The 12459-nt window shown below is 76.5% G+C and carries 13 protein-coding genes; 6 read left to right on the top strand and 7 right to left on the bottom strand.

What is annotated here, in order from left to right; all coding sequences use genetic code 11:
• Positions 1–70: 70 nt before the first annotated feature.
• The 4 genes from AC2TDM_RS10745 to AC2TDM_RS10730 all read right to left on the bottom strand — a co-directional run bounded on the left by AC2TDM_RS10745 (position 71) and on the right by AC2TDM_RS10730 (position 3541).
• Entirely contained in the window at positions 71–934 is an 864-nt protein-coding gene (locus AC2TDM_RS10745; RefSeq protein ID WP_090030215.1) for an amino acid ABC transporter permease, read from the bottom strand.
• Positions 931–1620, bottom strand: coding sequence for an amino acid ABC transporter permease (locus AC2TDM_RS10740; RefSeq protein ID WP_484634596.1), 690 nt, complete (start codon positions 1618–1620; stop codon positions 931–933). The genes AC2TDM_RS10745 and AC2TDM_RS10740 overlap by 4 nt, the downstream gene beginning before the upstream one ends.
• A 101-nt stretch (positions 1621–1721) precedes the next feature.
• On the bottom strand, positions 1722–2588 hold the full coding sequence (locus tag AC2TDM_RS10735; protein ID WP_484634595.1) for a glutamate ABC transporter substrate-binding protein: 867 nt from the start codon (positions 2586–2588) through the stop codon (positions 1722–1724).
• 89 nt (positions 2589–2677) lie between these two features.
• A complete protein-coding gene (locus AC2TDM_RS10730; RefSeq protein WP_484634594.1) occupies positions 2678–3541 on the bottom strand; it encodes an amino acid ABC transporter ATP-binding protein in 864 nt (287 codons plus the stop codon).
• A gap of 304 nt (positions 3542–3845) precedes the next feature.
• Between AC2TDM_RS10730 and miaB the strand changes: the two genes are divergently transcribed.
• The gene (miaB, locus tag AC2TDM_RS10725) at positions 3846–5477 is read left to right on the top strand and encodes a tRNA (N6-isopentenyl adenosine(37)-C2)-methylthiotransferase MiaB (RefSeq protein WP_484634593.1); all 1632 of its coding nucleotides are present in this window, start codon (positions 3846–3848) and stop codon (positions 5475–5477) included.
• Positions 5478–5503: 26 nt separating this feature from the next.
• On the opposite strand, the gene AC2TDM_RS10720 is transcribed toward miaB, so the two are convergent.
• Entirely contained in the window at positions 5504–6025 is a 522-nt protein-coding gene (locus AC2TDM_RS10720; protein ID WP_090030223.1) for a type III secretion system chaperone family protein, read from the bottom strand.
• The gene (locus AC2TDM_RS10715; protein ID WP_090030225.1) at positions 6022–6609 is read right to left on the bottom strand and encodes a type III secretion system chaperone family protein; all 588 of its coding nucleotides are present in this window, start codon (positions 6607–6609) and stop codon (positions 6022–6024) included. The genes AC2TDM_RS10720 and AC2TDM_RS10715 overlap by 4 nt, the downstream gene beginning before the upstream one ends.
• 121 nt (positions 6610–6730) lie before the next feature.
• Between AC2TDM_RS10715 and AC2TDM_RS10710 the strand changes: the two genes are divergently transcribed.
• Genes AC2TDM_RS10710 through AC2TDM_RS10695 form a run of 4 tightly spaced genes read left to right on the top strand, consistent with a single transcriptional unit; the run spans position 6731 to position 10074 of the window.
• Positions 6731–7642 (top strand): hypothetical protein, encoded by a 912-nt coding sequence (locus AC2TDM_RS10710; RefSeq protein WP_139224269.1) that lies wholly within the window; start codon positions 6731–6733, stop codon positions 7640–7642.
• On the top strand, positions 7639–8742 hold the full coding sequence (miaA, locus tag AC2TDM_RS10705) for a tRNA (adenosine(37)-N6)-dimethylallyltransferase MiaA (RefSeq protein WP_484634592.1): 1104 nt from the start codon (positions 7639–7641) through the stop codon (positions 8740–8742). The genes AC2TDM_RS10710 and miaA overlap by 4 nt, the downstream gene beginning before the upstream one ends.
• Positions 8739–9758, top strand: coding sequence for a diaminopimelate epimerase (locus AC2TDM_RS10700; RefSeq protein WP_484634591.1), 1020 nt, complete (start codon positions 8739–8741; stop codon positions 9756–9758). Before miaA ends, AC2TDM_RS10700 begins: the two co-directional genes overlap by 4 nt.
• Complete coding sequence (locus AC2TDM_RS10695; RefSeq protein WP_090030232.1) at positions 9739–10074, top strand: thioredoxin family protein; 336 nt, start codon at positions 9739–9741, stop codon at positions 10072–10074. Before AC2TDM_RS10700 ends, AC2TDM_RS10695 begins: the two co-directional genes overlap by 20 nt.
• Before the next feature lie 20 nt (positions 10075–10094).
• Here AC2TDM_RS10695 and AC2TDM_RS10690 read toward each other — a convergent pair whose 3' ends face one another.
• On the bottom strand, positions 10095–10727 hold the full coding sequence (locus tag AC2TDM_RS10690; protein ID WP_484634590.1) for a class I SAM-dependent methyltransferase: 633 nt from the start codon (positions 10725–10727) through the stop codon (positions 10095–10097).
• A 168-nt stretch (positions 10728–10895) separates the two neighbouring features.
• On the opposite strand from AC2TDM_RS10690, the gene hflX reads away from it, so the two are divergent.
• The gene (gene hflX / locus AC2TDM_RS10685; RefSeq protein WP_090030236.1) at positions 10896–12407 is read left to right on the top strand and encodes a GTPase HflX; all 1512 of its coding nucleotides are present in this window, start codon (positions 10896–10898) and stop codon (positions 12405–12407) included.
• Positions 12408–12459 lie beyond the last annotated feature (52 nt).

The following is a 12459-nucleotide window of genomic DNA, read 5'->3' as shown; positions in this document are numbered from 1 at the left end:
GGGGGGCTTCCCGGCGTCGCCTGGACATGGCCGGCGAGATGGGTCGCGCGGGAGGTCGCCGCCGCGGGGCTCAGCGCGTGGTGACGGTGAGGGCCGGTGCCTCCGCGCTGGCGGTCCCGGCGGTGCGGCGGCCCGCACGCCCGGCCAGCCACTGGGCGAGGCGGGTGAGCAGGTCGTTGATGACGATGAAGACGACGGCCGCCACCACGAGGGACTGCAGGATGTTCCCCTGCCCCGACCCGAGCCGACGGGCGCTGTCGAGCAGCTCGGGGTACGTGATGATGACGCCGAGCGCCGTGTCCTTGAGGATGACGACGAGCTGGCTGGCCAGGGCCGGCAGCATCGCGATGAGCGCCTGCGGGACCTCGACGAGCCGCAGCGACTGCCCGGGCCGCAGCCCGACGGCGAGCGCCGCCTCCCGCTGCCCCTTCGGCAGGCTGTGCACGCCGGAGCGGACCAGCTCCGCGACGACGGACCCGTTGTAGAGCGTCAGCCCGAGCACCACGCCGACCAGCGGGAGGTCCTGCGGCGCGAACAGGTCGAGCTGGGCGAGGCCCAGCCAGAAGAAGATCATCATGAGCAGCACGGGCACCGCCCGGAAGAACTCGACGACCGTGCCGCACACCGCCCGTACGACCCGCGAGGGCGACAGGCGCCCGAGCCCGAACACGAGGCCGAACACCCCGGACGTGACCATCGCGATCGCGGCCGCCCGCAGGGTCTCCACCAGGCCCGGCAGCAGGAAGTTCGTCCACGGCCCTGCGGTGAGGAACGGCGACCACCTCGCCGCGTCGAGCTGGCCCTTCTCGGCGAGCCGCAGCAGCACCACCGCGACCAGGGCCGCGACGAGCACGCCGCCGACCACGTTGGCGACGAGCACCCGGCGCCGCGTCACGGGCCCGGGCGCGTCGAACAGGACCGACCGCCCGCTCACCGGGCCACCGCCAGCCGGCGCGACAGCGCGGTCGTCGCGAGCCCGACGGGCACGACGACCACGACGTACCCGAGCGCGAACACGAGGAAGATGCCGAGCACGACGTCGGGCCGGAACTCGATCATCTGGCGCATGAGCCCCGAGGTCTCCGCCACCGACGCCACGGCCGCGACGGTGGAGTTCTTGATGAGCGCGATGAGGACGTTGCCCAAGGGGGCGACCGCGCCCCGGAAGGCCTGCGGGAGGATCACGAGCCGCGCCGACTGGCTGAAGCGGAGGCCGAGCGCCCGCGCCGCCTCGGCCTGGCCGACCGGCACGGTGTTGACGCCGGAGCGCAGGGCCTCGCACACGAAGGCCGCGTGGTACACCGCGAGGCCGAGCACGGCGAGCCGGAAGAAGTTGCTGGTGAAGTCGGAAGACAGCGTCACGCCGAGCTGCCCCCACAGCCCCAGGGTGCAGAACACGAGGATGATCGTCAGCGGCGTGTTGCGCAGCACGGTGACGTATCCGGCGCCGAGCGCCCGCAGGCTCGCCACGGGCGAGATGCGCATGACGGCCAGCACGGTCCCCAGCGCGAGCGCGAGCAGGCCGGCCCAGACCGTGAGCTGGATGTTGACCCAGAACGCCGCCGGCACGTCGTACTGCTCCAGCAGCGTGCCCAGCCGTGCGAGGTAGCCCTCGTCCACGCCTGCCCTCCACTCCCTCGGTCGTGCGTGCGACGGAGGTCCGCCGCGCCGCCGTGCCCGGGGGCGCGGCGCGGCGGACCCGCGTCAGTGGTCGGTGCCGGTCAGGCGCAGGCCTCGGGCGTGGGCGGGTTGAGGTCGGCGTTCGCCTCGTACCCCGACGCGCCGACGTTGTCCTGCAGGATCTGCTCCCACGAGCCGTCCTCGATCATCGCCGTGATGGCCTCGGTCACGGCCTCGCAGCGGTCGGAGTCCAACGGGAGCCCGACGCCGTAGTTCTCCTCCGAGAACGGGTTGCCGACGACCTTCACCTGACCCTCGTTGGCGGGCTGGGCTGCCAGGCCCGCGAGGATGATGTCGTCGGTGGTGACCGCGTCCACCGCGCCGGACGTCAGGGCCGTGACGCACTCGGCGTAGCCGGGCTGCTCGAGCAGGTTGGTGCCCGTCGCGTACTCGTCCTTGATCCGCTGAGCGGAGGTCGAGCCGGTGACGGAGCACAGGTTCTTGCCCTCGAGGTCCTCCGGCCCGGTGATGGAGTCGTCGTCCGCCGCGACGAGCAGGTCCTGCCCCGCGACGAAGTACGGGCCCGCGAAGGAGATGACCTCCTTGCGGGTGTCCGTGATCGAGTAGGTCGCGAAGATCATGTCGACCTGGCCGGTCTGCAGCAGGTTCTCGCGCTGCGCGGACGGCGCCTGCACCCACTCGATCTGGTCCTCGGAGTAGCCGAGCGCCTCGGCGACGTACCGGGCGACGTCGACGTCGAAGCCCGTGTACTCGGAGCCGTCCTGGTAGCCCAGGCCCGGCTGGTCGAACTTGATGCCGATGCGGAGGGTCTCCGAGGAGCCCTCTCCGGCGCCGGCGCTGCCGCTCGCCGCGGGCTCGGTGCCTCCGCCGCCGTCGCCGCCGGAACAGCCGGCGAGCGTGAGGGTGGCCGCGGCGGCCATGGCCACCGCGAGTCGTCGTGCGCGCATGTCGGTCCCCTTCGTGTGGGTGGTGCTCCCGGCCGGGCGGTGTGGGCCCGGCCGTCGTTCGGTCGGTGCGGTCGGTGCTGTCGGTGCGGTCAGTGGGTGAGGATCTTCGACAGGAAGTCGCGGGCGCGGTCGCTGCGCGGGGCGGCGAAGAACTGCTCCGGCTCCGCCTGCTCGACGACCTGCCCGCGGTCCATGAACACCACCCGGTGCGCGGCCCGGCGGGCGAAGCCCATCTCGTGCGTGACGACGAGCATCGTCATGCCGTCCGCCGCCAGGGCGGTCATGACGTCGAGGACCTCGTTGATCATCTCGGGGTCGAGCGCCGACGTCGGCTCGTCGAACAGCATGACCTTCGGGTCCATGGCCAGCGCCCGCGCGATGGCCACGCGCTGCTGCTGACCGCCCGACAGCTGCCCGGGCAGCTTGCCCGCCTGGTCCGCGACGCCGACGCGCGCCAGCAGCTCCTGCGCGCGGGCCTTCGCCGCGGCCGGCTTGACGCCCTTGGCCTTCGTCGGTCCGAGCGTGACGTTCTCCAGCACGGTCCGGTGCGCGAAGAGGTTGAAGGACTGGAACACCATGCCGACGTCGGCGCGCAGCCGGGCGAGCGCGCGGCCCTCCTCGGGGAGCGGCGCGCCGTCGATCGTGATGGTGCCCTCGTCGATCGTCTCCAGCCGGTTGATCGTGCGGCACAGCGTGGACTTGCCGCTGCCGGACGGCCCGACGAGGACGACGACCTCGCCGCGCCCGATGCTCAGGTCCACGTCCTTGAGCACGTGGAGGGCGCCGAAGTGCTTCTGCACGCCGCGCAGCACGACGAGCGGCGCGCCGACGGTGGAGCGGCGCGCGGGAGCGGCGGCCGGTCGCGGCACGTCGTCGGCGGTCGTCGGGGCGCTCGGGACGGTCCCGCCGACCGTCGTGTCGGGCGGGGGAGGACCCGGTGGAGGGCTGGCCATGCCGTGAAACTAGGTCGTATCGGGCGTCGTGACCAGCACCGATGGTCACGAACGGGCCACAGTCCGGCCGCGGGGACGTCCTCGTCCGGTCGAGCGGCTCCCGTCCGGCCGGCGCCCGCGCACGCCGTCGCCCGGGCGCCGGACGCCACGGCAGCGCGGGCCCCCGGCGCGCCGGACGGGGCCCTGACCAGCACCGACGCGAGCGCACGGACCTCGACGGCCCGGTGCGCCCGGCGGTCGGCGTGCGACGGGCAGCCCGCGCGCGTGCCGGGAGTGCCCGACGCCCGCCGTACGCTGGGCGGTGATGTCCACCACGCTCACCGTCTCCGCCCCTCCCGCGACGCGCGCCCCGGCCTCCGGTGCCGACGGGCGCGCCGAGGCCGCCGTGCACGACGGTCCGACCACCGGTCGGCCGGACGTGCGCACCTACCTCGTGCGCACCCTCGGGTGCCAGATGAACGTGCACGACTCCGAGCACATGGCGGGCATGCTCGAGCAGGCCGGCTACGTGGCCGCGGACCCCGCGTCGGCCGCGGCGGAGGACGCCGACGTCATCGTCATCAACACGTGCGCGGTCCGGGAGAACGCGGCCGACAAGCTGTACGGCAACCTGGGCCGGCTGGCGGGCCGCAAGCGCGAGCGCCCCGGCATGCAGATCGCCGTGGGCGGGTGCCTGGCGCAGAAGGACCGCTCGACGATCGTCGACCGCGCGCCCTGGGTGGACGTCGTCTTCGGCACGCACAACCTCGACGTGCTGCCCGCGCTGCTCGAGCGCGCCCGGCACAACGCCGCCGCGCAGGTGGAGATCGCGGAGTCCCTGCAGGTCTTCCCCTCGACGCTGCCCACGCGCCGCGAGTCCGTCTACGCCGGCTGGGTGTCCATCTCCGTCGGCTGCAACAACACCTGCACGTTCTGCATCGTGCCGCACCTGCGCGGCAAGGAGCGCGACCGCCGCCCCGGCGACGTGCTGGCCGAGGTCGAGGCGCTCGTCGCCCAGGGCGCCGTGGAGGTGACCCTGCTCGGGCAGAACGTCAACTCCTACGGCGTCGGCTTCGGCGACCGGACGGCGTTCGCGCAGCTCCTGCGCGCGGTCGGGGCGGTGCCGGGGCTCGAGCGCGTGCGGTTCACCTCCCCGCACCCCGCGTCCTTCTCCGACGACGTGATCGCCGCGATGGCGGAGACGCCCACGGTCATGCCGCAGCTGCACATGCCGCTGCAGTCGGGCTCCGACCGCGTGCTGCGCGCCATGCGCCGGTCCTACCGCGCCGACCGCTTCCTCGGCATCCTCGACCGGGTCCGCGCGGCCATCCCGCACGCCGCGATCACGACCGACGTCATCGTCGGGTTCCCGGGCGAGACGGAGGAGGACTTCGCCCGCACCCTGGAGGTCGTCGAGGCGTCGCGCTTCGCCTCCGCCTTCACCTTCCAGTACTCGCCCCGCCCCGGCACGCCCGCCGCCGACCTGCCCGACCAGCTGCCCAAGGCGGTGGTGCAGGAGCGCTACGAGCGACTCGTCGCGCTGCAGGAGCGCATCTCGCTCGAGGAGAACCAGGCCCAGGTCGGGCGCACGGTCGAGGTGCTGGTCGCCGAGGGGGAGGGGCGCAAGGACGGCGTCAGCCGCCGCACCACCGGTCGCGCCGAGGACAACCGGCTCGTCCACCTGTCCCTCCCGCCGGGCACGGCCCCCGACGAGGCCCCGCGCCCGGGCGACCTCGTCCGCGTCACGGTCACCCGGGCGGCGCCGCACCACCTCGTGGCCGACTCCGCGCTCGCGGGCGGGACGTTCGCCGTCCGCCGCACCCGCGCGGGGGACGCGTGGGCGGCGCGGCAGTCGGGGGGCGACGAGCACGCGCACGGCGGGGACGCCTGCGGCACCCCGGCCCCGGCCGGCCCCGTCGTCCTCGGGCTGCCGACGCTCGGCCGCCCGCTGCGCTGAGAGCGCCGGTCGGTCGTCCCCGCCGGTCAGTTGTCGGGGATGTCCTCGTCCGCCGCGCCGTCGCCGGCCGGCAGGAGCGCGTCCAGCGCGGTGAACATGTGCACGCCGGTGCCGAGCCCGCACGCGAGCAGCTGGGCGAGCTGCCGGTCGGTGACACCGGCCTCCAGGTCGGCGGACACCTCGCTGTAGAGCGCGAGCGTGCCCTCCTCCTCGCGCACGTAGGCCTTGGGCCAGATGCGCTCGCGGTTCCAGTCGTTCAGCGCCAGCCCGACCGCCGCGCGCTGGTCGACCGGCAGCGTGCGGTGCCAGCGGCCCCGCACCTGGAGGATCTCCGCCTCGTCGCCGAGGGTGAGGAACCAGAAACGCGAGCCGTCCCAGGTGCCGGTGAGGTCGCCGTCGTCGTCCACGGCGAACTTGTAGCCGCGCGCCCGCAGGTGGTCGGCGATGCGCTCGCGCGTCAGCGGGGTGGGCGGGTCGCGGCGCACGGGCCGCTTGACGGGCTTCGGGCGCCCGCCCAGGACGCGCAGCAGCCACTCGGGGCTCGTCACGGGGCCACCCCCGCCGGGTCCGGGTACCGCTCGTCGAGGGCGTCGAAGAGCATGCTGCCCGTCGACAGGCCGCAGTACAGGAGCTGGCCGAGCTGGGCGTCGGTCGCCCCGTGCTCGAGGTCGACGGCGACCTCGGAGACGACGTGGACGCGGCCGTTGTCCCGCACCCGCACGTAGGCCTTCGGCCAGATCCGCTCGGCGTTCCACTCGTTGCAGAGGTCGAGGACCTCCTCCAGGCGCTCGATCGACGCCTCGCGGTGCCACTGGCCGCGCACCTGGAGGATCTCCGAGCGCTCCCCGAAGAGGAAGAAGTAGAACAGCCGGCCCCGCCACAGCCCGCCGAGGTCGCCGTCGTTGTCGACGAAGTAGCTGAAGTCGTGGTCCGTCATCCAGGCGGCGATCCGCGCCGGCGTCACCGAGGTCGGGTGCTCCTCGCCCGGCTCGGCCGGCCCGAGCTCGGCGGCCAGCAGCGCGGCCACCCGGTCCTGCAGCTCCGCGTCCGTCAGGTCCTCGACCGGCGGCACCTCCGCGGCCGGCGCGGTCCTGCGGCCCAGCCACCGCCGTCCGCGGTCGAACACGCCCATGGGCCGACCCTACCGGGCGCTCCCGCGACGCGGTCGACCGTGCACGTCGTCGTGCCCGCCTCGTGCAGGTCGTGGTGAGCGCCACCCGTGCACGTCGTCGCGCGCGACTACCGTGCGCACCGTGCCCCTCGCCGTCGTCGCCCTGCCGGACACCGCGCTGCTGGTGCCCGGCGTGGCCGGGCGCTCCGACCCGCTCGCCGACCTGCGCACGGCTGCCGTCGCGGCCGTCCGGCGTGGCGCTGCCGCGCTCGGGGAGCGGCCGGGGACCCCGGCCGACGACGGCGTCGTCGCCCGGGCGACCGACCTCCGGGTGGCGGTCGTCGCCCCGGGTCCCGCGGACCGCGCGCTCGTCGGGCGGCTGCGGGGCTCCTTCGCCGCGGCCGGGGTGCCGGACGCCGCCCTCGGCGCGGTCGTGCCGGTTGTCGACGTGCCGGAGGTCGACGTGCGGGACGCGACGCCCGTGCCCGGGGTCGCCGCGGCGCGCCCGGCGATCGGCGCGCCGGGCACCGGCGTGGCCGTCGCCCTGCACGTCCTGGTCGCGGCCGGCCTCGACGCCGCGCCCGTGTCGGCGGTCCTCGAGGTCGCGGGGGCGGGTGCGGCTGGTGCGGGCGGCGCCGGACCCGACGGACGCACGGCCGGCAGGGCCGCCGTGCTGCGCCGGTGGGGTGCGGCACTCGTGGCGGAGCCGGGGCCGCTGCTGCTGCTCGTCGTCGGCTCCGGCAGCGCGCGCCACGGACCCGACGGCCCGCTGGCCGACGACCCCCGTGCGCCGGCCGTCGACGAGGCCCTCGTCGCCGCCCTGGGCGACCCCGGCGCGTGGGCGGCCCCGGACGGGCCGCCGCCCGCCGGGCTCGACGAGGCGACGGCGGCCGCGCTCGCGGTGAGCGCCTGGGCGCCCTGGCAGGTCCTCGCGGGCGCCCTCGCCGCCCGGACGGCGGCCGGCCACGTCGGGACGCCGCCGGCCGTGGATGCGTCCCTCGGCGTGCTCCACGCCGTCGGGCTCCTGCTGCCGGCCGCGGCGGACGGGGCATGAGCGCGTCCGCGCCCCGGGTGCTGCCTCCCGTCCCGACCGCCCCCGGGCTGGTGGTCGCCGTCGTCGGCCCGACGGCGACCGGCAAGTCCGACCTCGCGATCGCCCTCGCGCTGGCCCTCGACGGCGAGGTCGTCAACGCCGACGCCCTGCAGCTGTACCGCGGGATGGACGTCGGCACCGCCAAGGTCCCGCCCGCGGCGCGCCGGGGCGTGCCGCACCACGTGCTCGACGTGCTCGACCCCGCCGAGGAGGCGTCGGTGGCCGACTACCAGGCGCTCGCCCGTGCGGCGGTGGCGGACGTGGTGGCGCGCGGGCGGCGGCCGGTCGTCGTCGGCGGTTCGGGCCTGTACGTGCGGGCGCTGCTCGACCACCTCGACTTCCCGGGGACCGACGCGGCGGTCCGCGCCCGCCTCGAGGAGCGGGTGGAGCGGGAGGGCGCGCGGGCGCTGCACGCGGAGCTCGAGCGGGTCGACCCGGTCGCGGCGGCGTCGATCGGCCCGCGCAACGCCCGGCGCGTCGTGCGCGCCCTCGAGGTCGTCGCCCTCACCGGCCGCCCCTACAGCGCCCACCTCCCGCGCCACGCCTACGCGGTGCCCGCCCTCCAGCTCGGGCTCGACTGCGACCGGGCGGTCCTCGACGCCCGGGTCGAGCGGCGCGTCGCGCGGATGTGGGCCGACGGCCTCGTCGACGAGGTGCGGGGGCTCGCGGCACGCGGGCTGGGCCGGACGGCCTCGCGGGCGGTCGGGTACGCGGAGGTCCTGGCGCACCTGCGCGGGGAGCGCGACGAGGACGCCGCCCGGGCGGACGTCGTCGCCGGCACCCGGCGGCTGGCCCGCAAGCAGATGGGGTGGTTCGGGCGGGACCCGCGCGTGCACTGGCTCGACGCGCAGGAGGGCGACCTGCTCGGCGCCGCGCTGGCGGCGGTCGCGCGCGCCGACGGCCTCGTCGCCGCCGGGGCGTCCGCGGACGACCTGCGGCCGGACGGGCCCACGGACGGGCCCACGGACGGGCCCACGGACGGGCCCGGGGCCGGCGACCGCGGCCCCGTGCGCCGGCCGCTCGGCTCCGGCCCGGGGGCCGCCCGTACGCTGGACGCGTGACGACGACCGCCGCCCCCGCGCACGCCCGCACGCTGCACGTGCACAAGGGGCACGGCACGCAGAACGACTTCGTGCTGCTCGACGGGCGCGAGCCCGGGACGGAGCTCGACGCGCCGCTCGTGCGGGCGCTGGCGGACCGGCGGTCGGGCCTCGGCGGCGACGGCGTCATCCGCCTGGTCGCGAGCGAGGCGCTGCCCGAGGGCCGGGCCCTGCTCGCCGACGACCCACGCGCGACCCTGTTCATGGACTACCGCAACGCAGACGGGTCCGTGGCCGAGATGTGCGGCAACGGCGTGCGCGTCACCGCCCTGCTGGCCCGGCGCCTCGGGCTGTGGGACCCCACGACCGGCGACCTCGTCCTCGGCACGCGTGCGGGCGTGCGCGTGGTACGGCACGAGCCGGCGCCCGGCGTCCGCGCCGACGGCACGCCGGAGCCCGACTGGTACGCGGTCGACATGGGCCCGTGGCGCCTGCCGGGCGGCACGGGCGGCGGGGACGGGGACCGGCCCGGCGCGGGGCCCGCGGCGGCACCGGCCGGGCTGCCGGACGCCCGGTCGGCCGTCACGGTGCCCGGTCTGCCGCCGGGGCTGCCCGGGCTCGACGTCGACCTCGGCAACCCGCACACGGTCGTCGTGCTGCCCGACGAGGGCGCGCTCGTCGCCGCGGACCTGACGGCCGTGCCCCTGGTCGAGCCCGCGCCGCCCGCCGGGACGAACGTCGAGCTCGTGCTGCCGACGGGCGAGGAGACGGGCGCGGACGGCCGGCTCGTCGGGCGCGCCCGCATGCGGGTGCACGAGCGCGGGGTGGGGGAGACGCGCTCCTGCGGCACCGGGGCGTGCGCCGCCGCGCTCGCCGTGCGGGTGTGGGCGGGGGCCGGGGCGCCCGACACCTGGTTCGTCGACGTGCCGGGCGGGACCGTGCGCGTCCGGGTGCTCGCCGGCGGGCACGTCGAGCTCGCGGGGCCGGCGGTGCTCGTCGCGGACGCGGTGCTGGACCGTGACGCCCTCCTCGCCTGAGGACGCGCCCGGGGCCGCACCCGTCCTGCCGGCGGACCGGCTCGGCTCCCGGGCCACGTTCCTGCAGCTCTCCACCGGGTTCTGCGCCCCGTGCCGGGCGGCCCGGCGCGTCCTGGAGCGCGTGGTGGCGACGACGGACGGGGTGGCGCACGTCGAGGTCGACGTCGCCCACGACGCCGCGCTCGCGGCCCGGTTCGAGGTCGTGCGCACGCCGACGGTCGTCGTGCTCGACGCCGGCGGCCGGCCCGTCGCGCGGCTGGAGGGCGTCCCCGGGCTGGCGCGGGCCCGGGCCCTCGTCGCCGCGCTGGACGGCTAGCTGGACGGCTAGCTGGACGGCTAGCTGGACGGCTGGCTGAACGGCTGGCGGGACGTCGCGCGGACCTCGAGCACGCGGAAGCCCTTGGACGACGCGGTGCGCGTGCAGTCCCAGCCCTGCTCCACGAGCCATCGCTGCAGCGGGTCCGCGCCCAGGTTCCTCCCGACGACGAGGTGCGCCGAGGCCCCGGGCGCCAGCCGCGGCAGCCAGCGCAGCAGCAGCGCGTGCAGCGCCGGCTTGCCCACGCGCACGGGCGGGTTGGACCACAGGGCGGTGAAGGTCGTGGTGGCCGGCACCTCGTCGGGCAGCGCCGGGAGCACGGTCCCCGGGGCGACGAGCGGGGCGTTGCGCCGGACGAGGTCCAGCGCGCGGGCGTTGACGTCCACCGCCCACACGCGGGCGGCGGGGGACAGCAGCGCCATCGTCAGCGCCAGCGGACCCCACCCGCACCCGAGGTCGAGCAGGTCCCCGTCGGCCGGCGGGTCGGGGACGTGGTCGAGCAGGACCCGCGTGGCGTGGTCCACGTGGTCGGGGGAGAAGACCCCGCCGGCCGTCCGGACGGTCAGCGCCCGCCCGGCGAGGTCCACCCGGCGCGTGCGCAGCTCGCCGTCGGAGGCCGGCGCGGCGGTGAAGTAGTGCTCGGGCCCGTCCACCCGCGCAGGCTACCGGCGCGGTCGCCCGACGCCGCGCGTCGGCGGGCTCGCCCCACCCGGCTCCGGCGCTCGGCCCAGGGCGAAAACGCGTGCGTGGGAGGGGGGACGCGTGCCACCCTGGACGGGCCGCGGCGGGACCGCCCGGCAGCACCGACCCGGAGGACCTGCGTGAACGACGCCCGCCCCACCATCCGCCCGACCCAGCCGTCCGCCGAGCGGACGCCGCAGGAGGTGGCCGACGACGTGGTGGCGCGCGTGCTCGCACGCGCCGGGACGGCCGTGCAGGCCGGCGGCACCGTCCACTCCACCTACGACGGCGAGCAGCTCGACCTCGAGGAGCGCACCTCCCTGCGGCGCGTCGCCGGTCTGTCGACCGAGCTCGAGGACGTCTCCGAGGTCGAGTACCGCCAGCTGCGCCTCGAGCGCGTCGTGCTCGTCGGCCTCTGGTCCGGCAGCAGCGCGGCCGAGGCGGAGGTCTCGCTGCGCGAGCTGGCCGCCCTCGCCGAGACCGCCGGCTCGCAGGTGCTCGACGGGCTCCTGCAGCGCCGCGCGACGCCCGACCCCAGCACCTACCTCGGGTCGGGCAAGGCCGCCGAGCTGGCGACCGTCGTCGCCGCCGTCGGGGCCGACACGGTCGTCGTCGACGGGGAGCTCGCGCCCTCCCAGCGCCGCTCGCTGGAGGACGTCGTCCGCGTGAAGGTCGTCGACCGGACCGCGCTGATCCTCGACATCTTCGCCCAGCACGCCAAGTCGCGGGAGGGCAAGGCCCAGGTCGAGCTGGCGCAGCTGGAGTACCTGCTCCCGCGCCTGCGCGGCTGGGGCGAGTCCATGTCCCGCCAGGCCGGTGGCCAGGTGGGCGGCGCGGGCGCCGGCATGGGCTCTCGCGGCCCCGGCGAGACGAAGATCGAGCTCGACCGCCGCCGCATCCGCAACCGCATGGCGCGGCTGCGGCGGGAGATCGCGGCCATGGAGCCGGCGCGCGCGACCAAGCGCGCCTCGCGCCGCCGCAACGCGATCCCGTCAGTCGCCATCGCCGGCTACACCAACGCCGGCAAGTCCTCGCTGCTCAACCGCCTGACCGGCGCCGGCGTGCTCGTCGAGAACGCGCTGTTCGCCACGCTGGACCCGACGGTCCGGCGCGCGCAGACCCCCGACGGCCGCACCTACACGCTGGCCGACACCGTGGGGTTCGTGCGCGACCTGCCCCACCAGCTCGTCGAGGCGTTCCGCTCGACGCTGGAGGAGGTGGCGGACGCGGACCTCATCCTCCACGTCGTCGACGCGTCGCACCCCGACCCGGAGGGGCAGATCGCGGCCGTCCGGCACGTGTTCGCGGACATCCCCGGTGCGATGGACGTGCCCGAGGTCGTCGTGCTCAACAAGGTCGACCGTGCCGACCCGGCCGTGGTGGCCCGGCTGCGGTCGCGGGAGCTGCACTCCGTCGTCGTCTCGGCGCACACGGGTGAGGGGATCGAGGCGCTGGGGCAGCTGATCGCCGACCAGCTGCCGCGCCCGGGCGTCCCGGTCGAGGTCGTCGTGCCGTACGAGCGCGGCGACCTGGTCAACCGGGTGCACGAGCACGGCGAGATCGACGCGGAGGAGCACCGCCCCGAGGGGACGCTGCTGCGGGCGCGCGTCGACGAGACGCTGGCCGCCGAGCTGCGCTCCGTCGCGGTGTGAGCGCGGTGTGAGCGCGGTCTGAGCACGGTGTGACCGACGGCCCCGTCCCCAG

It is taken from the genome of Cellulomonas sp. plas2 (assembly GCF_057221735.1).
This window is presented reverse-complemented; position numbering and strand designations above follow the sequence as displayed.

Coding starts and splice junctions, on each gene's coding strand:
- AC2TDM_RS10715 (WP_090030225.1), bottom strand. CDS start 6,609: ATGGGCGTGTTCGACCGCGGACGGCGGTGGCTGGGCCGCAGGACCGCG.
- miaA (WP_484634592.1), top strand. CDS start 7,639: ATGAGCGCGTCCGCGCCCCGGGTGCTGCCTCCCGTCCCGACCGCCCCC.
- miaB (WP_484634593.1), top strand. CDS start 3,846: ATGTCCACCACGCTCACCGTCTCCGCCCCTCCCGCGACGCGCGCCCCG.
- AC2TDM_RS10730 (WP_484634594.1), bottom strand. CDS start 3,541: ATGGCCAGCCCTCCACCGGGTCCTCCCCCGCCCGACACGACGGTCGGC.
- AC2TDM_RS10735 (WP_484634595.1), bottom strand. CDS start 2,588: ATGCGCGCACGACGACTCGCGGTGGCCATGGCCGCCGCGGCCACCCTC.